19 protein-coding genes are annotated in these 22,480 nt (G+C 72.9%); 5 read left to right on the top strand and 14 right to left on the bottom strand.

Translation table 11 applies throughout. From position 1 onward, the window contains the following. Positions 1–12: 12 nt before the first annotated feature. From argC to FB554_RS07900, 9 genes are all read right to left on the bottom strand, one after another. Positions 13–1,050, bottom strand: coding sequence for an N-acetyl-gamma-glutamyl-phosphate reductase (gene argC / locus FB554_RS07860; protein WP_142005449.1), 1,038 nt, complete (start codon positions 1,048–1,050; stop codon positions 13–15). A 68-nt stretch (positions 1,051–1,118) separates the two neighbouring features. Then, positions 1,119–3,635, bottom strand: coding sequence for a phenylalanine--tRNA ligase subunit beta (gene pheT, locus FB554_RS07865; protein ID WP_142005450.1), 2,517 nt, complete (start codon positions 3,633–3,635; stop codon positions 1,119–1,121). After that, positions 3,635–4,729, bottom strand: a complete 1,095-nt coding sequence (gene pheS / locus FB554_RS07870; protein ID WP_142005451.1) for a phenylalanine--tRNA ligase subunit alpha — start codon at positions 4,727–4,729, stop codon at positions 3,635–3,637. Before pheS ends, pheT begins: the two co-directional genes overlap by 1 nt. 133 nt (positions 4,730–4,862) lie before the next feature. Then, the gene (locus FB554_RS07875; protein WP_142005452.1) at positions 4,863–5,963 is read right to left on the bottom strand and encodes a sensor histidine kinase; all 1,101 of its coding nucleotides are present in this window, start codon (positions 5,961–5,963) and stop codon (positions 4,863–4,865) included. Beyond that, positions 5,960–6,757 (bottom strand): TrmH family RNA methyltransferase, encoded by a 798-nt coding sequence (locus tag FB554_RS07880; protein ID WP_142005453.1) that lies wholly within the window; start codon positions 6,755–6,757, stop codon positions 5,960–5,962. Before FB554_RS07880 ends, FB554_RS07875 begins: the two co-directional genes overlap by 4 nt. Before the next feature lie 48 nt (positions 6,758–6,805). Then, a complete protein-coding gene (gene rplT / locus FB554_RS07885; protein ID WP_142005454.1) occupies positions 6,806–7,201 on the bottom strand; it encodes a 50S ribosomal protein L20 in 396 nt (131 codons plus the stop codon). 37 nt (positions 7,202–7,238) lie between these two features. Then, entirely contained in the window at positions 7,239–7,433 is a 195-nt protein-coding gene (rpmI, locus tag FB554_RS07890; protein WP_142005455.1) for a 50S ribosomal protein L35, read from the bottom strand. 108 nt (positions 7,434–7,541) lie between these two features. After that, on the bottom strand, positions 7,542–8,096 hold the full coding sequence (gene infC / locus FB554_RS07895; protein ID WP_236022338.1) for a translation initiation factor IF-3: 555 nt from the start codon (positions 8,094–8,096) through the stop codon (positions 7,542–7,544). Positions 8,097–8,418: 322 nt separating this feature from the next. Then, positions 8,419–9,600, bottom strand: coding sequence for an MFS transporter (locus FB554_RS07900; protein ID WP_142005456.1), 1,182 nt, complete (start codon positions 9,598–9,600; stop codon positions 8,419–8,421). A 232-nt stretch (positions 9,601–9,832) separates the two neighbouring features. Between FB554_RS07900 and FB554_RS07905 the strand changes: the two genes are divergently transcribed. Further along, the gene (locus tag FB554_RS07905; protein WP_142005457.1) at positions 9,833–11,428 is read left to right on the top strand and encodes a catalase; all 1,596 of its coding nucleotides are present in this window, start codon (positions 9,833–9,835) and stop codon (positions 11,426–11,428) included. 140 nt (positions 11,429–11,568) lie between these two features. On the opposite strand, the gene FB554_RS07910 is transcribed toward FB554_RS07905, so the two are convergent. From FB554_RS07910 to FB554_RS07930, 5 genes are read right to left on the bottom strand one after another with little or no spacing between them, the layout of a single operon-like run. Next, the gene (locus FB554_RS07910) at positions 11,569–12,966 is read right to left on the bottom strand and encodes a xylulokinase (protein ID WP_142005458.1); all 1,398 of its coding nucleotides are present in this window, start codon (positions 12,964–12,966) and stop codon (positions 11,569–11,571) included. A gap of 31 nt (positions 12,967–12,997) precedes the next feature. Then, the gene (locus FB554_RS07915; RefSeq protein ID WP_142005459.1) at positions 12,998–14,491 is read right to left on the bottom strand and encodes a mannitol dehydrogenase family protein; all 1,494 of its coding nucleotides are present in this window, start codon (positions 14,489–14,491) and stop codon (positions 12,998–13,000) included. Beyond that, the gene (locus FB554_RS07920) at positions 14,488–15,351 is read right to left on the bottom strand and encodes a carbohydrate ABC transporter permease (protein ID WP_142005460.1); all 864 of its coding nucleotides are present in this window, start codon (positions 15,349–15,351) and stop codon (positions 14,488–14,490) included. Before FB554_RS07920 ends, FB554_RS07915 begins: the two co-directional genes overlap by 4 nt. After that, entirely contained in the window at positions 15,351–16,286 is a 936-nt protein-coding gene (locus FB554_RS07925; protein WP_142005461.1) for a carbohydrate ABC transporter permease, read from the bottom strand. Before FB554_RS07925 ends, FB554_RS07920 begins: the two co-directional genes overlap by 1 nt. After that, a complete protein-coding gene (locus tag FB554_RS07930; RefSeq protein ID WP_142005462.1) occupies positions 16,283–17,608 on the bottom strand; it encodes an ABC transporter substrate-binding protein in 1,326 nt (441 codons plus the stop codon). The genes FB554_RS07925 and FB554_RS07930 overlap by 4 nt, the downstream gene beginning before the upstream one ends. A gap of 206 nt (positions 17,609–17,814) precedes the next feature. Here FB554_RS07930 and FB554_RS07935 point away from each other — a divergent pair, with 206 nt between their 5' ends. Genes FB554_RS07935 through FB554_RS07950 form a run of 4 tightly spaced genes read left to right on the top strand, consistent with a single transcriptional unit; the run spans position 17,815 to position 22,187 of the window. Further along, a complete protein-coding gene (locus FB554_RS07935; RefSeq protein ID WP_142005463.1) occupies positions 17,815–18,801 on the top strand; it encodes a sugar-binding transcriptional regulator in 987 nt (328 codons plus the stop codon). A gap of 10 nt (positions 18,802–18,811) precedes the next feature. Next, positions 18,812–20,215 (top strand): dihydrolipoyl dehydrogenase, encoded by a 1,404-nt coding sequence (lpdA, locus tag FB554_RS07940; protein WP_142005464.1) that lies wholly within the window; start codon positions 18,812–18,814, stop codon positions 20,213–20,215. 20 nt (positions 20,216–20,235) lie between these two features. Beyond that, entirely contained in the window at positions 20,236–21,150 is a 915-nt protein-coding gene (locus FB554_RS07945; protein ID WP_236022339.1) for a patatin-like phospholipase family protein, read from the top strand. Then, entirely contained in the window at positions 21,147–22,187 is a 1,041-nt protein-coding gene (locus tag FB554_RS07950) for a 1-acyl-sn-glycerol-3-phosphate acyltransferase (protein ID WP_142005465.1), read from the top strand. The genes FB554_RS07945 and FB554_RS07950 overlap by 4 nt, the downstream gene beginning before the upstream one ends. Positions 22,188–22,480: the final 293 nt, after the last annotated feature.

Below are 22,480 nucleotides of genomic sequence, written 5' to 3' on the forward strand. Positions count from 1 at the left end.
TGGGTGCGAGGGTCACGGGGCCAGGCCCGTGGTCGGCAGGCCGCGCGTCTCGGGCAGGTCGAGCGCGAGGTTGAGGCACTGCACCGCGGCGCCCGCGGTCCCCTTGGTCAGGTTGTCCTCGGCGGCGACCACGACGACGCGGCCCGCGTGCTCGTCGACCGCCACCTGCAGCTGCACGACGTTGGACCCCAGCACCGCGCCGGTCGCCGGCCACTCGCCCTCGGGGAGAAGCCGGACGAAGGGCTCGTCGGCATACGTCCGCTCGTAGGCCGCGCGCACGGCCGCCGGGTCGCCGGCGAGGCGAGCGGTGCAGGTGGCGAGGATGCCGCGCGGCATGGGCGCCAGGGTCGGGGTGAACGACACGGTGACCGGCTGCCCCAGCGCCGTGCTGAGGTTCTGCTCGATCTCGGGGGTGTGGCGGTGGCCGCCGCCCACGCCGTACGGGCTCATCGACCCCATCACCGCCGAGGCCATCAGGTGCGGCTTGGTCGACCGGCCAGCGCCGGAGGTGCCGGAGGCTGCGACGACGACCACGTCGTCGGGCGCGACCACACCGGCGGCGAAGGCCGGGGCCAGCGCGAGGGTTGCGGCGGTCGGGTAGCAGCCGGGGATCGCGACGCGACGCGCCCCGACGAGGTCGTCACGCTGCTTGCTGCCGTCGGCGCGGACCAGCTCGGGGAGGCCGTACGGCCAGGAGCAGGCGTGCGGGGTGTCGTAGAAGGAGGTCCAGCGCTGCTCCTCGACGAGCCGGAAGTCGGCCCCGCAGTCGAGCACCAGCACGTCGTCGGGCAGCTGGGCCGCCAGCTGCGCGGAGGCGCCGTGCGGCAGAGCGAGGATCACGACGTCGTGGTCGGCGAACGCCTGCGGGGTGGTCTCGACCAGCTCGCGGTCGCGCAGCGGGGCCAGGTGCGGGGCCAGCTCGCCAAGGCGCTGCCCGACGGTCGAGGCGCCGGTGACCGCTCCCACGCGCACGTCGGGATGACCCAGCAGCAGGCGCAGCGCCTCGCTCCCCGCGTAGCCGCTCGCGCCCGCGACACCCACCGTCAGCATGCGCATGACTATACCGGAGCACACATGATCATGCAGACCACCCCGCGGGTGGGGGTACGTCCGCGGGGTCAGCCGCGCTGGGCGGCGCCGTGGTCGGTGGCGGCCTGCTGGACGGCGGCGTCGCGCAGGTCGTTGACCTCCTCGGTCTTCAGCGTGCGGTCGGGCGCGCGGAAGACGAGGCGGAAGGCGAGCGAGCGCTGCCCGGCCTCCAGCTGGTCGCCGGAGTAGACGTCGAACAGCCGCACCGACTCCAGCAGGTCGCCGGCGCCGGCGCGCAGGCTCGCCTCGACGGCAGCCGCCGGGACGCCCTGGCCGACCACGAGCGCGACGTCGCTGTGCGCGGCGGGCTGCTGCACCAGGGTCGTCGCCTCGACCGACTCGGTGCTCGCGCCCACGAGCGCGTCGAGGTCGAGCTCCCCGGCGACGGTGCGCGCGGGCAGCTCGAGGCGCTGGACGACCTTGGGGTGCAGCTCGCCCACCACGCCGAGCCGGGTGCCGTCGGCGAGCAGCACCTCGGCGCAGCGGCCCGGGTGGAACGGCGGCTCGTCGCCGGCGCGCAGCGTGACCTCGACGGCCAGCGCCTCGGCGACGGCGCGCACGGTGGCGGTGGCGTCGGTCCAGTCCGCGGCGCGCCCCGCGCCCCACCAGCCGGCGCGCTCGAGCTCACCGCTCAGCACGAAGGCCAGGTGACGCGGCTGCTCCGGGACGGCGTCGCGGATCTGCTGCACGGCGTCGGGCCCGGGATAGCTGCCGACGTCGTACGTCGGTGCCTGGCCCTGGCGCCCGGTCGTCACCAGCCCGATCTCGAACAGCGCGAGGTCGGCGGTGCCGCGGGCGACGTTGCGGTGGGCGACCGACAGCAGCGACACCAGCAGGCTGGTGCGCATGAGCGGCTGCTCCTCGCGCAGCGGGTTGGTGAGCCGCACGGCGGTGCGGCGAGGGTCGTCGGCGGCGTAGCCGAGCGCGTCGAACGCCTCGGCGCCGACGAACGGCGGGCTGAGCACCTCGGTGAGGCCGCGCGCGGCCAGCATCCCGGCGAGCAGGCGACGCACCTGCTGGCCGTGGGTGAGCCCGCGCCCGCCGGGGGCCGGCGGCAGGATCGAGGGGATCCGGTCGTAGCCGTCGATGCGGGCGACCTCCTCGACGAGGTCGGGCCCGCCGCGCAGGTCGGGGCGCCACGACGGCGGCCGCACCGAGACGTCTCCGGAGCCGGAATCGTCGACGGCACAACCGATCTCGCGCAGGATCTCCACGACGCGCTCGCGCGGGTAGTCGACGCCGACGAGTCGCGAGGCGAGGCCAGGCTCGAACGCGATCGGCTCGACCGGGCGCCGCTCGTCGACGTCGGTGACCGCGGGGTCGGCGGTGCCGCCGCCGTGCTCGACGAGCAGGTCGACGGCCAGCTGGGCCGCCGCCGCCGCGACGTCGGGGTCGACGCCGCGCTCGTAGCGCTTGCTCGCCTCGGTCGACAGCCGGTGGCGGCGGCTGCTGCGCGCCACCGTGGTCGGGTCGAAGTGGGCCGACTCGATCAGCAGGTCGGTGGTCTGCGGGCCGACCTCGCTGGTGGCGCCGCCCATCACGCCGGCGATGGCCAGCGGCGTCTCGCCGGTGTCGGTGATGAGCAGGTCCTCGGGGGACAGCTCGCGCGCCACGTCGTCGAGCGTGGTGAGGCGCTCGCCCGGGCGAGCCCGACGTACGACGATCGGGCCGGTGAGGGCCGCGGCGTCGAACGCGTGGAGCGGCTGGCCGAGCGCGAGCATGACGTAGTTGGTCACGTCGACCGGCAGCGAGATGGGCCGCATGCCCGCCTCGGTGAGCCGGGTCTGCAGCCACGCCGGCGACACGGCGGCCGGGTCGACCCCGCGCACCACGCGCGCGACGTAGCGGTCGCAGCCGGGGTTGCCGCGCAGCGGCGCCTCGTCGCGCAGCTCGACGGGGAACCCGTCGCCGGTGGCGGCCGGGGCGCGCTCGGCCGGGGCCAGCGCCGGGTCGGTGAACGCCGCGCCGGTGGAGTGGGAGAACTCCCGCGCGATGCCGCGCAGGCTGAAGCAGTAGCCGCGGTCGGGGGTGATGTTGACCTCGACGGTCTCGCGGTCGAGCCCGAGCAGCGCGATGGCGTCCTGGCCCGGCACGAGGCCCTCGTCGGCCGACAGCACGATGATGCCGTCGGTGCCATCGCTCGGCAGGCCCAGCTCCTCGGCGGAGCAGATCATGCCGGCGCTCACGTGGCCGTACGTCTTGCGCGCCGAGATCTCGAACCCGCCCGGCAGCACCGCCCCCGGCAGCACGACCACCACGAGGTCGCCGACGCCGAAGTTGTGCGCGCCGCAGACGATGCCCTGCGGCTCGCCCGTGCCGTTCGCGTCGCCGACGTCGACGGTGCACCAGTTGATGGTCTTGCCGTTCTTCTGCGGCTCGGGCTCCTGGGTGAGCACCCTGCCGACCACCAGCGGGCCGGTGATGTCACCGCCCCGGATGCTCTCCTCCTCGAGGCCGACGCGCACCAGGTCGGCGGCGACCTGGGCACCGCTGACGCCTTCGGGCAGGTCGACGTACTCGCCCAGCCAGTCGATCGGGACGAGCATCAGACCTCCAGTCCGAACTGTGCGTTGAAGCGGACGTCGCCCTCGAACATGTCGCGCATGTCGGAGACGCCCGTGCGGAACATCAGGGCGCGGTCGATGCCCATGCCGAAGGCGAAGCCGGTGTAGCGGTCGGGGTCGACCCCCACCGCGGCCAGCACGTTGCGGTTGACCATGCCGCAGCCGCCCCACTCGATCCAGCCGGTGCCGGAGCAGGCGCGGCAGTCGGGGTCGCGCCCCTGGCAGACGAAGCAGCGCAGGTCCATCTCGGCGCTGGGCTCGGTGAACGGGAAGTACGACGGGCGCAGCCGGGTGGTGATGCCGTCGCCGAACAGCTCGCTCGCCAGCCGGTCGAGCGTGCCCTTGAGGTGGGCCATCGTCAGCCCCTCGTCGACGGCCAGGCCCTCGATCTGGTGGAAGACCGGCATGTGCGTGGCGTCGAGCTCGTCGGTGCGGAAGACCTTGCCGGGGACCCCGACGTACAGCGGGACGCCGCGCTCGAGCATCGCGCGCGCCTGCACCGGGGAGGTGTGCGTGCGCAGGACCAGCCCGTCCTGCGGCGGGTCGACGTAGAACGTGTCCTGCATCTGGCGCGCCGGGTGGTCGGCGTCGAAGTTGAGCGCGTCGAAGTTGAACCACTCGGCCTCGACCTCGGGCCCCTCGGCGATCTCCCAGCCCATGCCGACGAAGATGTCGGCGATCCGCTGGGCCATCAGCTCGACGGGGTGGCGCCGCCCGAGCGGCAGGCGCCCCGGCACCATCGTGACGTCGACGGCCTCCTCGACGAGGATGCGCGCGTCGCGCTCGGCCTCGAGCGCGGCCTGCCGCTCCTTCATCGCCTGCGCCACCCGGCCGCGCGCCTGCCCGACCCGCTTGCCGGCGTCGGCCTTGGCGGTGGGCGGCAGCGCGCCGATCTCACGGTTGGCGAGCGCCAGCGGGCTCTTGTCGCCCTGGTGCGCCGGGCGGACCGCCTTGAGCTCCTCGAGGGTGCTCGCCTCGGCGATCGCCTGCAGCGCGGCGTCGACGGCCGCCTCGACGTTGGCCGGGTCGAGCGCGCTCACCTCGACCGGGTCGTACTGGCTGTTGGGGCCGGACATCGATCTCATTTCGCGGGGACGGAACGGCAGCGACGCCCACGGCTGGGCCGCGGGCGTGCTCGTGGGACAAGTCTATCGACGGGCGCCGCGCCGCCGACAACGGAGTTTGCCCCCGGCGTACGTCCGTGCCGGCTCAGCGCGCCGGCGGCGGCTCGCCCACGGGGAGCCGGACGACGAACCCCGCTCCCCCGGAGGGTGCGGGCTCGTAGGCGACCCGGCCGCCGTGCGCCTCGACGAGGCTGCGCACGACGTAGAGCCCCAGGCCGCTGCCGCCGCGCGAGCGGCCCTGCCAGAAGCGGCTGAACACCAGCTCGCGCTGCTCCTCGGGCACTCCTGGACCGTCGTCGAGGACGCGCAGCACGACCTCGTCGGGGCCGTCGGGCTGCCGGTCCTGCTCGATGGAGACCCGCACCAGGCCGGCGCCGTGGCGGATGGCGTTCTCGAGCAGGTTGCCGACGACCTGGGTGATGCGGTCGGGGTCGGCCCACAGGTGCGGCGGCTGCGGGGCCGGGCTGACCTGGAACCGGTCGGGGCTGTGCCCGGCGGCGAGGAGGCCGGCCACCTGGCCGCTGACGATCTCGAGCAGGTCGACCGGCTGGCGCACGAGGGTGAGCCGGCCGGTGTCGATGCGCGAGACGTCGAGCAGCTCGCTGACCAGGCGGCTGAGCCGGTCGGCGTCGCCCTCGATGGCCTCGAGCATCCACATCTTCTGCTCGTCGCGCAGCTGGTCCCAGCGCTGGCGCAGGGTGCGGCTGAACCCGCGCACGCTGGTGAGCGGGGCGCGCAGCTCGTGCGCGACGGTGGTGATCAGCGCGAAGCTGTCGGCGTCGTTGCGCTCGCGGGTGCGCGGGTCGCGCAGGGTGACCACGACGCGGCGGACCGACCGGTCGGGGTCGCGCACGATGCGCGCGGCCAGCAGCACCGCCCGGCCCTGCGGCAGGTGCAGCAGCTGCTCGGTGAACCGGGTGCGGGTGTGCAGCCCGCCGAACGGGTCGAGCGCCTCCCACCAGGAGCGGTGCTCGCGGTCGTGCAGCGGCAGCGCGGTGGTGACGTCGTCGCCGAGGCGGTCCAGCAGCGGCAGCCCGGTGAGCTGCTCGGCGCGGGAGTTGGCCAGCAGCAGGGTGCGGTCGGCGTCGGCGAGGACGAAGCCCTCGGGCAGCACCTCGATGAGCTCGCTCAGGTCGGTGCTGATCGGCTCGAACGCCGGCGGCTCGCGACGCGACGCCGGGCTCACGACGGGCCCCGCTGGGCACCGGCCGAGGCGTAGAGGCACACGGTCGCGGCCATCGCGAGGTTGAGCGACTCGGCGTGGCCGTGGATGGGCACCCGGACCACGTCGTCGCAGCGCTCGCGCACCGCCTCCTCCAGCCCCCAGGCCTCGTTGCCCATCACCCAGGCGTGCGGCCCGGTGAGATCGACCTGCGGCAGCAGCGTGCTGCCGGCCCCGTCGGCGGCCAGCACCCGCAGCCCGCGCGCGCTGCACGCCTCGAGCGCCTGCTCGATCTCGACGCCGCGCACGAGCGGCAGGTGCCACAGCGAGCCGGCGGTGGAGCGGACCACCTTGGGGTTGTAGATGTCGACGCTGGCGGCCGACACCACGACGGCGTCGGCCCCGACCGCGTCGGCGCAGCGGATGACCGTGCCGGCGTTGCCGGGGTCGCGCACGTTGGTGAGCACCACGACCAGCCGGGGGTCGGGACCGAGCGCCTGCGCGAGCGGCACGTCGACGGGCCGGCAGACGGCGATCAGGCCCTGCGGGTGCTCGGTGCCGGCCATGGCGCTCAGCACCTCGGGGCTCGTCTCGTGGACGGGCACGCCGGCCGCGGCGGCGGCGGTCAGCAGGTCGGCGTGCCGCTCGGCGACGCCGGGCTCGGCGTAGACCTCGACGACGGTGCCGGGCGCGAAGGCCAGCGCCTCGCGTACGGCCTGCGGACCCTCCGCGACGAACCGGCCGGCCCGCTCACGCGCAGAGCGCCGACCGAGGGCACGCACCGACTTCACCCGCTGGGCGCGGGGATTGGTCAGCACGGGCACTCGGTCGGCGCTCTGCGGGAACAGTGGCTGCTCGGGGCGCGGTCAGGCCGCGGAGCCGGCCTTGTCGCCGGCGGGGGCCTGCGCGGGCACGTTGGCCTTGGCCACCTCGACCATCGCGGCGAACGCGGTGGGGTCGTTGACGGCCATCTCGGCGAGCATGCGGCGGTCGACCTCGACACCGGCGGCCTTGAGGCCCTGGACGAACCGGTTGTAGGTCATGCCGTTGGCGCGGCAGCCGGCGTTGATCCGCTGGATCCACAGCCGACGGAAGTCACCCTTGCGGGCGCGACGGTCGCGGTAGCTGTAGCCGAGGGAGTGGGTGACCTGCTCCTTGGCCTTGCGGTAGAGCCGCGAGCGCTGACCGCGGTAGCCGCTGGCCTGCTCGAGGACGGTGCGGCGCTTCTTCTGGGCGTTGACTGCCCGCTTCACGCGTGCCATGTCTGAATCTCCTGGGGTCTGGTGAGGTGAAGGGGGCTTACTTGCCGAGCAGGCGCTTGATCTTGGCCTCGTCGGCCGGGGCCACGACGACGTCGGGCACCAGGCGGCGGGTCTGGCGCTTGCTGCGCTCCTGGAACTTGTGCACGTGGCGGGCGCGCTGGCGCTTGATCTTGCCCGAGCCCGTCACGCGGAAGCGCTTCTTGGCACCGCTGTGCGTCTTCATCTTCGGCATGTGCCGATCTCCTCTTTCGCTGTCCTCGACGCCGTCAGGGCGTCGATCGATGGTGTCGCGAGGGGCTCGCGACAAGTTCTGGGGCGGCGGCCGGGGCCGCCGCGCGGCTCACTCCGCGGCGGTCGGCTCGCCCTGCTCGCGGGCGGCCTTCTCCTCGGCCTGGCGCCGGCGGCGGTCCTCCGCCTTGGCCTCGGCCTTCTTGCGGGTCGGCCCGAGCACCATGATCATGTTGCGGCCGTCCTGCTTGGGCGAGCTCTCGACGAAGCCCAGCTCCTGGACGTCCTCGGCGAGACGCTGCAGCAGCCGGAAGCCCAGCTCGGGGCGGGACTGCTCGCGACCGCGGAACATGATGGTCACCTTGACCTTGTCGCCCGCCTTGAGGAACCGCTCGACGTGGCCCTTCTTGGTGCCGTAGTCGTGCGGGTCGATCTTCGGGCGGAGCTTGATCTCCTTGATGACCGTGTTGACCTGGTTCTTGCGTGCCTCACGGGCCTTCATGGCGGCTTCGTACTTGTACTTGCCGTAGTCCATGAGCTTGGCGACCGGCGGCTTGGCCATGGGAGCGACCTCGACCAGGTCGAGGTCGGCCTCGGTGGCCAGGCGCAGCGCGTCCTCGACGCGGACGATGCCCACCTGCTCGCCGTTGGGCCCGACGAGGCGCACCTCCGGAACCCGGATGCGCTCGTTGATACGGGGCTCAGCGCTGATGTCTGCTCCTTCGTGTTGCGTGCGGTGACGCCCGGGAACGAGGAAAGGCCCCTCGCGACCGGGGTGCGCGAGGAGCCTTCGAAGCGATCGGGACCGGGCGACGCCGCAGCGCCGGACGACGACAGCGCGGCTGCCGACCGTCAGGTCCGTGACCGAGAACCCGGCGACATGCCTGTCGACGCGGGTGGAAGCGGGGCTTCTCTTGCACACTGCCGTGCGAGCACGACAGTCGGTGCCACCAGTGTACGCACCCGCGCCGTCTGCGCGAAATCTCGCCTCAGGCGGCCAGGGCCAGGCGGCGCCGGCGCGCGAACAGCGCCGAGGCGCCGCCGGCGAGCGCGACGGCCAGCCCCGCGACGCTCACGACCAGGATCGCCGGCTGGTAGCCGCCGTGGTCGATGACGAACCCGGCGACCGGTGCGGCCGCGGCCGAGCCCGCGGTCATGCACGAGCCGTGCCAGCCCATCGCCTCCCCGCGCGCCGCGGTCGGCACGACCCGGCTGACCGCCTCGACCGACGCGGTGATCGTCGGGGCGCACAGCAGGCCGGCGACGAACGCGAGCGCGGCGAAGGTGTAGGCCGAGCCGGCCAGGGCCATCGGCATGGTGACCACCGCGAGGCCGGCGAGCAGCAGGAACGGGGAGAAGCCGCGCGAGAGCGCGCCGTAGGTCAGGCCGCCGACGATCGACCCCAGGCCCCAGCCGGCGAAGACCAGTCCGAGAAGGGCGTACTGGCCCCAGCCCTGCAGCGCGGCCACGACCGAGACCTCGCTGCCGACCAGCACCAGGGTCGAGGCGGCGGCCGCGAGGCACAGCACGACGAAGCGCGGCCGGAACCAGCTCGCGCGCGGGAGGGCGACCGCGTCGTCGGCGGAGCCCTCCTCGCGCAGCGGCGGGTCGAGCAGCCACAGGACGCCTCCCCCGAGGACGGCCAGCATCTGCACGACGAACAGGGTCGGGGCGGTGCCCCACTGGGTGCCGGCCCACACGGCCACGGCCGGCCCGGACATGTACGCCAGCTCGACCGCGACCCCGTCGACCGAGAGCGCGGTGCGCCGCTCGTGGATCGGGACGGCGGCGATGATGCCCTGGCGCGCCACCGAGAAGATCGGCACGACGAACAGCCCGGCCACGCCGGCGAGCACGAGCAGCGGCCAGTAGCCGACGAACGGCGCGACCGCCCAGGCCGAGCCGGTGATCACCAGCGAGGGCGCGACGACCTTGCGCAGGCCGTGCTTGTCCAGCAGCCGCCCGCGCCACGGCCCGCTGACCGCGATCGCGATGGTCGCGACCGCCGACACCAGACCGGCCTCGCCCCAGCTGCGCCCCAGCTGGTTCACCACGTGCAGCATCAGCAGCACGCCGGTGCCGAAGATCGGGATGCGCAGCAGCAGCCCGAGCAGCAGGACCTGGCGAGCACGCGGGCGCGAGAGCACGCTGCGGTAGGCGGCGAAGGACATGCCGACCATTCTTCCAGATCGAAGTGTTTGCCGGCGAAGGAGATTTGGTCCAGTCCGGGAGACGTTCGTCACCCCTTACCCGTAGGTAGGTGGTGAGACCGCCCGCACGTCTTCTTGACTCGTTCCAGAAAGGTGTGATCGGCTGCGCGTGTTGGGAGTTCGCGGGCCGCACGGCCCCGACCGGACGAGTTCGCCCGCCCCACCGGGCGCGTACCCAGACCGAGGAGCAGTGATGGCAGACCAGCAGACCGACCCCACCCGGGAATCGATCCAGACCGCCCCGTCGAAGGAGGCGCAGCTCGGGTCGACCACCGACACCGGCGCTCCCGCGACGAGCGACCGCAACAGCCTCACCGTCGGTCCGGACGGGCCGATCCTGCTGCACGACGTGCACTTCGTGAACCAGATGGCCCACTTCAACCGCGAGCGCGTGCCGGAGCGCAACGTGCACGCCAAGGGGTCGGGCGCGTTCGGCGAGTTCGAGTGCACCGAGGACGTCAGCAAGTACACCAAGGCCGCGCTGTTCCAGAAGGGCAGCAAGGTCGAGATGCTCGCGCGCTTCTCGACCGTCGCGGGCGAGCAGGGCTCCCCCGACACCTGGCGCGACCCGCGCGGGTTCGCGCTGAAGTTCTACACGCCCGAGGGCAACTACGACCTCGTCGGCAACAACACCCCGATCTTCTTCGTGCGCGACACGATGAAGTTCCCGCACTTCATCCGCAGCCAGAAGCGCCGCGGCGGCTCGGGCCTGCGCGACAACCACATGCAGTGGGACTTCTGGTCGCTCAACCCCGAGTCGGCGCACCAGGTGACCTACCTGATGGGCGACCGCGGCATCCCCAAGACCTTCCGGCACATGAACGGCTACGGGTCGCACACGTACCTGTGGATCAACGAGGCCGGCGAGAAGCACTGGGTGAAGTACCACTTCCACAGCAACCAGGGCGTCGAGGGCCTGACCGGCGAGGAGGCCACCCGCATCGCCGGGCAGGACGCCGACCACCACCGGCGCGACCTGTACGACGCGATCGACCAGGGCGACTTCCCGAGCTGGACGCTGTCGGTGCAGGTGATGCCCTACGAGGACGCCAAGACCTACCGGATCAACCCGTTCGACCTGACCAAGGTGTGGCCGCACAGCGACTACCCGCTGATCAAGGTCGGGACGATGACCCTCAACCGCAACCCGGAGAACTTCTTCGCCGAGATCGAGCAGGCCGCCTTCGAGCCGAGCGCGGTCGTGCCGGGCATCGGGTTCTCCCCCGACAAGATGCTGCTGGGCCGGGCGTTCGCCTACGCCGACACCCACCGCTACCGGATCGGGCCGAACTACCTGCAGCTCCCGGTCAACCAGGCGCGGGCGGTGGAGAACCAGAACACCTACACCTTCGACGGCCCGATGGCCTTCCAGCACAGCGGTGACGCGCCGGTCTACGCGCCGAACAGCGAGGGCCGCGGCTACGCCGACCAGGTCGGGGTCGTCGAGGACGGCTGGGAGACCGACGGCGACATGGTGCGCCAGGCGTACACCCTGCGGGCCGAGGACGACGACTTCAGCCAGGCGGGCACGCTCGTGCGCGAGGTGTGGGACGACGAGCAGCGCGAGCAGTTCGTGCAGACCGTCGCCGGCCACCTGCTCGGCGGCGTGAAGTCGCCGGTGCTGGAGCGGGCCTTCGAGTACTGGAAGAACGTCGACGCCGACACCGGCAAGCGCATCGAGGAGCTCGTGCGCGCCGAGCAGGGCGGCGACAACCCCGGCGGCATGGCCGACGAGGCCAAGGTCGTCGAGGAGCCGGTCGTCGAGCAGGCGACGAACGCCTCCCGCTGACCCGCCGTACGCCCTCGCGGAGGCCCGTCGGACGGTGCGCCTGAGCGCACCCACCGGCGGGCCTCCGTCGTGCCGGGGGCCGGCCGGGAGCCGGCCGGAAACCGGTCCAGGGCCCGCGTCAGGGCCGCGTCAGGGGCGCATCAGGGGTGCTGGGCGCGGGCGGCGTACTGCTCGCGGATGCGGGCGCCGGCGCGCGGGTCGCTCGGCGCCGGCAGCTGCGTCTCGTCGGCGCGGGGCCAGTCGGGCAGCTCGCCGGTGAGCGCCCAGGCGGCCTGGCGCGCGGCGCCGCGCCCGACGTACTCCCCCGGCTGCGGCACGACGACCGGCACGTCGAAGATCTGCGGCGTGAGCTCGCGCACCGCGCGCGAGGCCGACGCGCCGCCGATGAGCAGCACCCGCTCGACCGGGATGCCCTGCGCCTGCAGGGCGCCCACGCTGAACTGCAGGTTGCACAGCATGCCCTCGACGTGGGCCCGCGCGAGGTTCTGCGGGGTGGCGTTGCCGCGGGTGAGGCCGCTGAGCGTGCCGGTGGCGTCGGGCAGGTTCGGGGTGCGCTCGCCGTCGAGGTAGGGCAGCAGGGTCAGCCCGCCGGCGCCCGGCTCGGCCTGCAGCGCCAGCTCGTCGAGACCGGGCAGGTCGGTGCCGAGCAGCGCGGCGCCCGCGGTGAGCACCCGCGCCGCGTTGAGCGTGCAGGCCAGCGGCAGCCGCCCGCCGCTGGCGCTCGCGAAGCCCGCGACATAACCCTGGGCGTCGCCGGTGGCCGCGTCGTCGTCGGCGAAGACCGTGCCGCTCGTGCCGAGCGAGAGCACCACGTCGCCGCGGCGCAGGCCAAGCCCGAGGGCGGCGCCCATGTTGTCTCCGGTGCCGGCGGCCACGAGCATCCCGTCGGCGGTGCGCCCGGCGGGCTCGGCCGGGCCCAGCACCTCGGGCAGGTGCAGGTCACGGCCGAAGGCCAGGCGGACGATGTCGCGGTCGTAGTGGCCGGTAGCCGCGGACCAGTAGCCGGTGCCCGAGGCGTCGCCGCGGTCGGTGACCCACCGCTGGAAACCGTTGCCGTCCTTGAGGATCCGGCCGGTGAGCCAGTCGTGCGGGAGGACGACCGTCGCGGTGCGGGCGGCGTTGTCGGGCTCGTGGCGGGCCAGCCAGCGCAGCTTGCTGACGGTGAAGCTCGCGACCGGCACGGCGCCCACCCGGTCGACCCACGCCTGCGGCCCGCCGAGCTCGTCGACCAGGTCGCGCGCGTCGCCGGCCGAGCGGGTGTCGTTCCACAGCAGCGCGTCGCGGACCAGCTCGTCGTCGTCGCCGAGCGTGACCATGCCGTGCTGCTGCCCGCCCACGGCGACGGCCTCGACGCCGTCGAGCAGACCGCCGTCGGTCGCCGTGCGGTAGGCGTCCCACCAGGCCTGCGCCGACACCTGCGTGCCGTCGGGGTGCGGCGCCCGGCCCTCGCGGACCAGCTCGCCGGTGGCGGCGTCGTGGACGACGACCTTGCAGGACTGCGTGGAGGAGTCGACCCCGGCGACGAGCCGTCTGCTCATGCGGCGGTCCTCGGCTGCGCGGTCATCCCGGTCACCGTAGCGAGGCCACGACGGCCTCGGTGGTCGCGTGCGCGCCGCGGGCGTGCAGCGACTCCAGGTGCCGCAGGTAGGGCTCGGTGAAGGCCGGGCGCTCGGCGAGGTCGCCGAACAGCGTGGGGTCGCGCAGGAAGGCCAGCGGGTCCTCGGCGCGACGGGCGGCCGCGGCCATGACGGCCTCCTTGCGGTGGTCGACGACCTCGATCGGCTCGCCCTGCTCGTCGACGCCCTCGGCGTAGCGGGCCCAGGACGCGACGACCAGCGCCGACCGCTCCACCGGCCGGCCCGCGTCGAGGTCGTCGCGGATCACCGGGACCAGCCACTTGGGGATCCGGTCGGAGCTCTCGGCGCACAGCCGCGCGAGCGTGTCGCGCACCTCCGGGTTGGCGAACCGCTCGACGAGGGTGCGGGTGTAGTCCTCGAGGTCGGCGCCGGGGACCTCGGGCAGCGTGGGCAGGCCCTCCTCGCGCATGTAGCCGAGCAGGAGGTCGACGAAGACGGGGTCCTGGCAGACCTCGTGGGCGTAGCGGTAGCCGGAGAGGTAGCCCAGGTAGCACAGCGCCTGGTGCGAGGCGTTGAGCAGCCGCAGCTTCATCAGCTCGAACGGCACGACGTCGTCGACCATCTGCACGCCGGCGTCCTCGAACGGCGGTCTGCCCGAAGGGAACTCGTCTTCCAGCACCCACTGGGTGAACGGCTCGCACACCACCGGCCAGCCGTCGTCGACGCCCAGCTCGTCGGCGACCCGACGCACGTCCTCGGACGAGGTGACCGGGGTGATCCGGTCGACCATCCCGTTGGGGAAGGCGACGTGCTCGCGCATCCAGTCGGCGAGCTCGGGGTCCAGCAGCCGGGCGAAGGCGGTGATGGTGCTGCGGGCGACGTCGCCGTTGCCGGGCAGGTTGTCGCACGACATCACGGTGAACGGCGCGACGCCCGCCGCGCGCCGTCGCCGCAGCGCCTCGACGATCAGGCCGAACGCGGTGGCGGGCACCGCGCCCGGCACGAGGTCGGGCTGGATCGAGGGGTGGTCGGGGTCGAACTCCCCCGTCGCCTGGTTGACCAGATAGCTGCCCTCGGTGATGGTCAGCGACACGATGCGCACCCGCGGGTCGGCCATCGCCTGCAGCACCGCCTCGGGGTCGTCCGGGGCGAGCAGCATGCGCACGATGCTGCCGACCACCCGCGCCTCGAGCCGGCCGTCGGAGTGCTTCTGCACCAGGGTGTAGAGGCCGTCCTGGGCCTGCAGCGTCTCGGCGATGCGCCGGTCGTGCGGCAGCACCCCGACGCCGACGATGCCCCAGTCGAGGGCCTCACCGCGGTTCATCAGCGCGTCGAGGTACATCGCCTGGTGGGCGCGGTGGAACCCGCCCACGCCCAGGTGGACGATGCCGGGGGTCACCCGGCCACGGTCGTACGTCGGGGTCGGGAGGCGGTCGGCGAGCTCGCCGATCGTGTTGTCCGACAACGGGATCGGGGCGTTGCTCATCGCACGGCTCCCATCGACAGACCCTGCACCAGCTTGTCCTGGGCGGCGAAGCCCGCGGCGAGCACCGGCAGCGACACCACGAGCGAGGCGGCGCAGACCTTGGCCAGGAACAGCCCCTGGCTGGTGACGAACCCGGTGAGGAAGACCGGCGCGGTCTGCGCCTGGGTGCCGGTGAGCACCCGGGCGAACAGCAGCTCGTTCCAGGAGAAGATGAAGCAGATCAGGGCCGCGGCCGCGACGCCCGGCATGATCACCGGCGCGATGATCTCGCGCAGCGTGCGGACCAGCCCGGCGCCGTCGACCTGGGCGGCCTCCAGCATCTCGTCGGGCACCTCGGCGAGGAACGAGCGCAGCATCCACACCGCGATCGGCAGGTTCATCGAGGTGTAGAGCACGACCAGCAGCCAGATGTTGTCGAGCAGGTTGACCTGCTGGGCGAACAGGTAGACCGGGAGCAGGCCCGCGACCACCGGCAGGAACTTGGTCGACAGGAAGAAGAAGAGCACGTCGCTCCACCGCTTCACCGGCTTGATCGACAGGGCGTACGCCGCCGGCAGCGCGAGCACGAGCACCAGGATCGTCGAGACGACGCTCGCGGTGAGCGAGTTCAGCAGCGGCGGCCACGGGCCGGCGTCGAAGAACGCGCGGTACCCCTCGAGGCTGAGCGGTGCTGCGAACCGGGGCGGGTTGGACGCGGCGTCGGTCTCGCTGTGGAAGGAGGTGAGCACCATCCACGCCACGGGGAGCACGAACAGGATGCCGACCATCCAGGCGAGGCCGGTGAGCAGCAGGCCCGAGCGTGGCCTGCGGCCGGCGGCCCGGGAGTCGGGGCCCTTCTGGGCCTCGGCGACGGTGGTCATCACGACTCCTCTCGGAACAGGCTGAGCACCGTGCGCAGCGCGAAGGTCGCGATGACGATGGTGCCCAGCACGACCACGACGCCGGCGGCCGAGGCCCGGCCGTAGTCGTGGGCGGTGTAGAAGGTCTGGTAGATGAAGTACGGCAGGTTCGCGGTCCCGAGCCCGCCCGAGGTGATCGTGAAGACCGCGTCGAAGTTCTGCACCACGTAGATCGCGCCGAGCAGCCCGGACAGCTCGATGTAGGGCCGCAGGTGCGGCAGCGTCATGTGGGTGAAGATCTGCCACGGCGAGGCGCCGTCGATGCGGGCCGCCTCGACGACGTCCATCGGGCGGCTCTGCAGCCCCGCCAGCAGGATGAGCATCATGAACGGGGTCCACTGCCACACCAGCGAGGCGACGATCGCGATCAGCGGGTTGTTCGTGATCCAGTCCGGCTGCGGCGCGTCGTCGCCGAGGACCGTCCGCAGCAGCCCGTTGAACAGGCCGTACTCGGGGTTGTAGAGCGCGTGCTTCCACAGCAGCGCGGCCGCGACGGGCACCACGAGGAACGGCGTGATCATCATGGTGCGCACCACTCCCCGACCGCGGAACCTGCGGTCCAGCAGCAGCGCGATGCCGAGGCCGAGCAGCAGCGAGAACAGCACGACCGACGCGGTGAGCACGATCGTCACGAGGATCGCCCGGCGTGCGCTCACGTCGGTCAGCACGGCCGCGAAGTTGCTGAAGCCGGCGAACCCGCGCTCGTCGGGGTAGTAGGCGTTCCAGTTCATGAACGACACGAACAGGGTGACCAGGAACGGCAGCTGGGTCACGACGATCAGGAACACCAGCGCCGGCAGCAGCGGGGCGCGCCTGGCCCAGCCGCCGGCCCGGGCCAGCGCGGGACTGGTCTGCGGACGCTCGGTAGTCGGACGCTCGTCGACGGCGGCGCTCATCCTCGCTCCCCCTCTCGGTAGGGACGGGCCACGTCGTCGGCCAGCTGCTGGCCGAGGTCGAGGGCGTCGCCCACGCTGGTCTTGCCGGCGATCGCCGAGCTGACCTCCTGGCTGACCTGGGTGCCGAGGTCGGGGAACTCGGGGATGCCGACGAACTGGATGCCCGGTGCGGGTCGTGGCTGCAGACCCGGGTTCGTGGGCATCGCCGTCTCGATGGCCTTCTTGGTGGCCGGGGCGAAGGCGCCGGCCGCCTGCAGGTAGCGCGGGTCGGCGTACGTCGAGGCGCGCTTGCCGGCCGGGACGCTGGACCAGCCGATGCGCTCGCCGACGAGCTGCTCGTACCGCTTGGAGCTGGCCCAGGAGACGAACTTCCAGGCCTGGTCCTTCTTGGTGCTGGCCTGCTCGATGGCCCACGCCCAGGTGTAGAGCCAGCCCGAGCTCTTGGTGCGCATGACCGGGGCGGGGGCATAGCCGATCTTGCCCTTGACCGGCGATCCCGCGGCCTCGAGCGAGCCGGCGCCGGAGGTGGCGTCGTACCACATCGCGACGTTGCCCTGGGTGAGGTTGTTGAGGCACTCGGTGAAGCCGGCCTGCGGCGCCCCGGACTGGCCGTGCTTGCGGACCAGGTCGACGTAGAAGGAGGTGGCCCGGGTGAACGCCGGCGCGTCGACCTGCGGTCGCCAGTCCTGGTCGAACCAGGTGCCGCCGAAGGTGTTGACGACGGTGGTGAGCGGGGCGAACAGCTGCCCCCAGCCGGGCTGCCCGCGCAGGCAGATGCCGCGCATGCCGGGCTGGGCGCCGTCGACCTTGGCCGCGATGTCGGCGACCTGGGTCCAGGTCGGGTTGGCCGGCATCGTGATGCCCTTCGCCGCGAGCACGTCCTTGCGGTACATGAGGAAGGAGGACTCGCCGTAGAACGGCTGCCCGTAGACCTTCCCGTCGACGCTGAGCGCGGTGCGCATCGGCCCGAGGATGTCCTGCTGGTCGAAGCCGGGGTCCTTCGCGAGGAAGGAGTCCATCGGGGCGACCCAGCCGCTCTTGGCGTAGATCGGGATCTCGAAGTTGCTCAGGGTCGCGACGTCGTACTGCCCCGACTGGCTGGAGAACTCCTGGCTGGCCTTGTCGCGCAGGTCGTTCTCGGGCAGCACGGTGAAGCGCACCCGGATGCCGGTCTCGCGGGTGAACTGCGGCGCCAGGCGCTGCAGGTCGACCATCTGCGGGTTGTTGACCATCAGCACGTTGATCGTGTCGGCGCCACCACCGCCGACCGACCCGCCCCAGCCGGCACACCCGGCCAGCGTCAGGACTGCCGCGCCGGTCATGGCCACCGCCCTGGTGGTGCGGCCTGCTGCGCTGCGTCCGCCCGCTGCTCTGCGTCGCACGGAAAACCCTCGCTCTCCGACGTGCGGCTCATGTGCTCATTTGAGCACCCGTCTGCACATCTGAGGTAGTGTGGCAGACATCACCCGCGACCGGAAGGATTCGCGGGCAGGAGTTCTCGACCACCCGAGCGAAGACGAGGTGCCGCATGCCGCGGTCGGACCGCAGCCCCAGCGACCAGCGGCTGATCACGACCGTGGCGCGGCGCTACTACCTCGACGACGAGTCGAAGGTGCAGATCGCGAGCGACCTCGGCATCAGCCGGTTCAAGGTGGCGCGGCTGCTCGACGAGGCGCGGGCCACCGGGGTGGTGCGCATCGAGATCGCCCCCGAGGCCGGGTCCGACGAGGCGCGGGGCGACCGGCTGGCGAGCGCGCTGGGGCTGACCCGCGCCGTGGTCGTCGACCTGTCGCTCGTCGGGAGCAGGGGCGAGGCGGCCGACCCGCGCGCCCGGCGACGCGAGCTCGGCCGGGTGGCCGCGCACGTGCTGCACCAGGCCATCGGCCCGCAGGACGTGCTGGGGCTGCCGTCCTCGCGCACCGTCGCGGCGATGATGCCCGAGCTGCGCGACCTGCCGCGCGTGCCGGTCGTACAGCTCAGCGGCGCGCTGGCCCTGGACAGCGACGAGGTCACCTCGGTCGACGTGGTGCGCGACGCCGCGCGGGTCAGCGGCGGGCCGGCGCACCAGTTCTACGCGCCGCTGGTCGCGACCGACCGGGCCAGCGCCCGCATGCTGCGCCGCCAGCCGAGCATCGCCGACACCTTCGCGAAGATCCCCGAGGTGACGGTCGCGGTCGTCGGGGTGGGCGCCTGGGCGCCCGGCGAGTCCACGCTGTACGCCCTCGCCACCGACGCCGAGCACCGCGCCCTGAGCCGGGCCGGTGCGGTGGGCGAGATCAGCGGCGCGTTCTTCGACGCCGACGGCGCCGCGGTGCACGCCGGCATCGCCGACCGGGTCATCTCGGTCGGCACCGACCAGCTGCGCGCGATCCCCGACGTCATCGGCATCGCGCTCGGCCCCGCCCGCACCGAGGTGGTGCGCGCGGCCGCCGGCGCCGGCCTCGTCGACTCGCTGGTGTGCGACGTGGAGCTCGCCGACGCACTCCTTGACGGGGCGGGCGAACCCACGGGATAGGCTCGGCCTCGTGGCTGATCACTTTGACGTCGTCGTGCTCGGTGCCGGTCCTGGGGGTTACGTCGCGGCGATCCGCGCGTCCCAGCTGGGTCTGAAGACCGCGGTCATCGAGAAGAAGTACTGGGGCGGGGTGTGCCTCAACGTCGGTTGCATCCCCAGCAAGGCGCTGATCAAGAACGCCGAGATCGCGCACACGCTGCTGCACGAGAAGGACAAGTACGGCATCGAGGGCGACGCGACGATGTCGTACGCCCCGGCGCACAAGCGCAGCCGTCAGGTCAGCGAGGGCATCGTCAAGGGTGTCCACTTCCTCATGCGCAAGAACAAGATCACCGAGATCGACGGGTGGGGCACCTTCACCGACCCCAGGACGATCCAGGTCGAGCTCAACGACGGCGGCCAGCAGACGGTCACCGCCGACAACGTGATCATCGCGACCGGCGCGGTCACCCGGATGCTCCCCGGCGTCGAGGTGTCCGACAACGTCGTGACCTACGAGGAGCAGATCCTCGACCCCGAGCTGCCGAAGTCGATCATCATCGCTGGCTCCGGCGCGATCGGCGTCGAGTTCGCGTACGTCATGAGCAACTACGGCGTCGACGTCACCATCGTGGAGTTCCTCGACCGGATGGTGCCCACCGAGGACGCCGACGTGTCCAAGGAGCTGCTCAAGCAGTACAAGAAGCTCGGCATCAAGGTCATGCTCGGCACCAAGGTCGAGTCGGTCGAGGACACCGGTTCCGGGGTCAAGGTCAGCGTCTCCCCCGCCGACGGCAAGGGCGAGGGCCAGGTGCTCGAGGCCGACAAGCTGCTCTCGGCGATCGGCTTCGCGCCCCGCCTCGAGGGCTACGGCCTCGACAAGATCGGCGTCGCCACGACCGACCGCGGCGCCATCGAGATCGACGACTACCTGCGCACCAACGTCGACGGCGTCTACGCCATCGGCGACTGCACCGGCAAGCTGATGCTCGCGCACGTGGCCGAGGCCCAGGGCGTCGTCGCGGCCGAGACGATCGGCGGCGCCGAGACCATGCCGGTCGACTACGACATGGTGCCGCGGGCGACCTACTGCCACCCGCAGATCGCCTCGTTCGGCTACACCGAGCAGCAGGCCAAGGACAAGGGCTACGACGTCAAGACGGCTTCGTTCCCGTTCAGCGCCAACGGCAAGGCGATGGGGCTCGGCGACACCGTCGGGTTCGCCAAGGTCGTCGCCGACGCGACGCACAACGAGATCCTCGGCGCCCACCTCATCGGGCCCGACGTCACCGAGCTGCTGCCGGTGCTGACGACCGCGCAGAAGTGGGACCTCACGGCTGACGAGGTCGCGCGCAACGTCTTCGCGCACCCGACGCTGTCCGAGGCGGTCAAGGAGGCCGTCGAGGGCATCGCCGGCCACATGATCAACCTCTGATCCGCCGCTCCGCACGCGTCGTGACCGCCCCGCGCACCGCCTTCGTGCTGGGTGGTGGCGGCATCCTCGGCGCCACCCAGATCGGGATGCTGCGCGCGCTCCTCGAGCGTGACCTTCGCCCCGACCTCGTGCTCGGCACGAGCATCGGCGCGGTCAACGGGGCGTTCCTCGCGGCCGACCCGACGCTCGCGGGGCTCACCCGGCTGAGCGGCGTCTGGGCCGACCTGGCCGGCGGGGCGCCCGCGCTCGCCGGACGCGAGCCCGCCGCCGCGCGGGGTCGCCGGCTCACCCGCCCGAGGACGTCGGCGAGCGACGGGGAGACTGCGGCGGACGTACGGCGGGAGCGGCGGGGTCGGTCGCGTCGCCCGGGACGGCGGGTGCCGATGCACCTGTATCCGCCGGGCCGGTTCCTGCGGATGCTGCGCCACCACCTGCCCGTCGAGGAGTTCGGTGAGCTCGCGGTGCCCTTCCAGTGCGTCGCGGCCAGCGTGGAGCGGTCGGTGGCCCACTGGTTCTCCGCCGGGCCGATCGCGCCCGCGGTGCTGGCCTCCTGCGCGGTGCCCGGCATCTTCCCGCCGATCCAGGTCGGCGACGAGCACTTCCTCGACGGCGGGCTCGTGCACTCGATCCCCGTGGGCCGCGCGGTGGCCCTGGGCGCCGAGCGCATCTTCGTGCTGCACGTCGGACGGGTCGAGCAGCCGCTGGAGGTGCCGCGCTGGCCGTGGGAGGTCGCGCAGGTGACGTTCGAGATCGCGCGGCGGCACCGCTACGTCGAGGAGATGGCCTCGCTGCCCGACGACGTCGAGGTGCATGCGCTGCCCAGCGGCGCCGACGACGCCCCGACCGTCTCGTTCCTGCACGCCAACGAGCGCTACGTCTCGCGCCGGGTCGAGGCGGCCTACGACGCGGCAGGTCGATACCTGGACCGGCGATGAGCGTGCCGGTCCCGCCCCTGGTCGTGCGCCGGGTGCTGCGGGACCCGCTGTGGCCGGTGCTCCTCGGGGCACTCGCGCTGCTGCTCGGGCTGCTGGCCCTGCCCCTGCTGGTGCTCGAGCCGTGGCGCCGGCGCAACCGGGCGCTGCGGCTGGTCCGGCTGGCGATCGCCGGCATCGCGGCCGACCTCGGCATCCTGCTCGGCTGCTGGTGGCTGTGGCTGCGTCACCCGCCGTGGCGCCGCGACCCGGTCGCCTGGCGCGAGCAGCACACGGCGCTGCTGGACCACCGGCTCACGACGGTGCTGCAGGTGGCCGAGCGCACCGTCGGGCTGCAGCTGCGCACGGACATCCCGCCGGTGGTCGCGCGCACGCCGCACCCGCTGCTGGTGCTGTCGCGGCACATCGGCTCCGGCGACTCGCTGCTGGTCGCCTACCTGGTTGCGCACACCTTCGGCCGCACGCCCCGGGTGATGCTCAAGCGGTTCCTGCTGTGGGACGCCGCCGCCGACCTGCTGCTCAACCGGCTGGGGTCCTACTTCCTGCCGCCGCGCCGGGTCAACGTCGCCGAGCGCGACCGCCGGCTCGAGGCGTTCGCCCGCTCGCTGGACGCCCACGACGCGCTGATCCTGTTCCCCGAGGGCGGCAACTGGTCGCCCCGGCGGCACGCCGCGTCGATCGAGTGGGCCGAGCAGAACGGCAACCCGGCGCTGCAGGAGTGGATCCGCGACCACCCGCGGGTGCTGGTGCCGCGGGCCAAGGGCACCCAGCAGATGCTCGAGGACAGCCCCGACCTGGTGCCGGTGATCATCGCCCACCACGGCCTGGACCGCACCGGCAGCCTCGGCCAGATCTGGCGGGCGGTGCCGCTGGCGCACCCGGTCGACGTGGTCGTACGCGTCGTCGACCGGCCGCGCAGCAGCGACCTGGAGGTGGTCGACCTGTGGCTGCGCGAGCACTGGTCGCAGATCGACCGGTGGGCCGGCGAGCTCGCGGCCGCCGTGGGTGAGCAGCCGCCACCCCCGTCGCGCCTGGACTGACGTCTCGCCCGGGGGCGCACGTTTCCCCCGATATCGGCGCGTGATGACGACCTGGAGCCCCGACCCACCGTCACAACCCCCGGTATCGGCGCTTGACGACGCCCCCGCGCCCCGACCCACCGTCACAACCCCCGATATCGGCGCTTGACGACGCCCCCGCGCCCCGACCCACCGTCACAACCCCCGATATCGGCGCTTGACGACGCCCCCGCGCCCCGACCCACCGTCACAACCCCCGATATCGGCGCTTGACGACGGCCCTGCGCCCTGACCCACCGTCACCACCGCCGATA

The sequence above is a fragment of the Barrientosiimonas humi genome, assembly GCF_006716095.1.
In the GTDB taxonomy this organism is placed as follows: domain Bacteria; phylum Actinomycetota; class Actinomycetes; order Actinomycetales; family Dermatophilaceae; genus Barrientosiimonas; species Barrientosiimonas humi.

Excerpts from the sequence above, each read along its gene's own strand:
- argC (WP_142005449.1), bottom strand. The coding sequence starts at position 1,050 with ATGCTGACGGTGGGTGTCGCGGGCGCGAGCGGCTACGCGGGGAGCGAG.
- pheT (WP_142005450.1), bottom strand. The coding sequence starts at position 3,635 with ATGCTCGTCCCGATCGACTGGCTGGGCGAGTACGTCGACCTGCCCGAA.
- pheS (WP_142005451.1), bottom strand. The coding sequence starts at position 4,729 with ATGTCCGGCCCCAACAGCCAGTACGACCCGGTCGAGGTGAGCGCGCTC.
- rplT (WP_142005454.1), bottom strand. The coding sequence starts at position 7,201 with ATGGCACGCGTGAAGCGGGCAGTCAACGCCCAGAAGAAGCGCCGCACC.
- rpmI (WP_142005455.1), bottom strand. The coding sequence starts at position 7,433 with ATGCCGAAGATGAAGACGCACAGCGGTGCCAAGAAGCGCTTCCGCGTG.
- FB554_RS07900 (WP_142005456.1), bottom strand. The coding sequence starts at position 9,600 with ATGTCCTTCGCCGCCTACCGCAGCGTGCTCTCGCGCCCGCGTGCTCGC.
- FB554_RS07905 (WP_142005457.1), top strand. The coding sequence starts at position 9,833 with ATGGCAGACCAGCAGACCGACCCCACCCGGGAATCGATCCAGACCGCC.
- FB554_RS07910 (WP_142005458.1), bottom strand. The coding sequence starts at position 12,966 with ATGAGCAGACGGCTCGTCGCCGGGGTCGACTCCTCCACGCAGTCCTGC.
- FB554_RS07915 (WP_142005459.1), bottom strand. The coding sequence starts at position 14,491 with ATGAGCAACGCCCCGATCCCGTTGTCGGACAACACGATCGGCGAGCTC.
- FB554_RS07920 (WP_142005460.1), bottom strand. The coding sequence starts at position 15,351 with ATGACCACCGTCGCCGAGGCCCAGAAGGGCCCCGACTCCCGGGCCGCC.
- FB554_RS07925 (WP_142005461.1), bottom strand. The coding sequence starts at position 16,286 with ATGAGCGCCGCCGTCGACGAGCGTCCGACTACCGAGCGTCCGCAGACC.
- FB554_RS07930 (WP_142005462.1), bottom strand. The coding sequence starts at position 17,608 with ATGACCGGCGCGGCAGTCCTGACGCTGGCCGGGTGTGCCGGCTGGGGC.
- FB554_RS07935 (WP_142005463.1), top strand. The coding sequence starts at position 17,815 with ATGCCGCGGTCGGACCGCAGCCCCAGCGACCAGCGGCTGATCACGACC.
- FB554_RS07950 (WP_142005465.1), top strand. The coding sequence starts at position 21,147 with ATGAGCGTGCCGGTCCCGCCCCTGGTCGTGCGCCGGGTGCTGCGGGAC.